The organism is Spirulina sp. CCY15215, assembly GCF_016888125.1.
Classification (GTDB): Bacteria; Cyanobacteriota; Cyanobacteriia; order Cyanobacteriales; family Spirulinaceae; genus CCY15215.
On sequence record NZ_JACSWA010000051.1, the window covers coordinates 1 to 271 of the forward strand.

At 39.5% G+C, this 271-nt stretch carries 1 pseudogene; it reads right to left on the bottom strand.

The features are described from left to right. Positions 1-271 (bottom strand): annotated as a pseudogene (locus JUI58_RS00220) (RNA-guided endonuclease TnpB family protein); the annotation flags it as partial.

A 271-nucleotide genomic window follows, 5' to 3' on the forward strand; every position in this document is an offset into this window, starting at 1 on the left:
ATAATGAAACTTGTTCCTCTGTTGGATACGCAGGTTAACCAGTTATCAATTCCGTGGTCAATTCCTAATACTTTTTGGGTGTCGAGTTCGATTTGTTCGGATTCTAATTGATAGACCCATTCGACATAGAAGCAGCCATTACGAGGGAGAATTCTAAGCTCTCGAATCTTCTTGAAGTCGAGATTGGTGGGAAATGGTAACAGGAATGAATCAACTTTAAAGGCTGCTTTTACCTTCATTCCTAATGGAATCCTAACCTTATCTCCTTTCA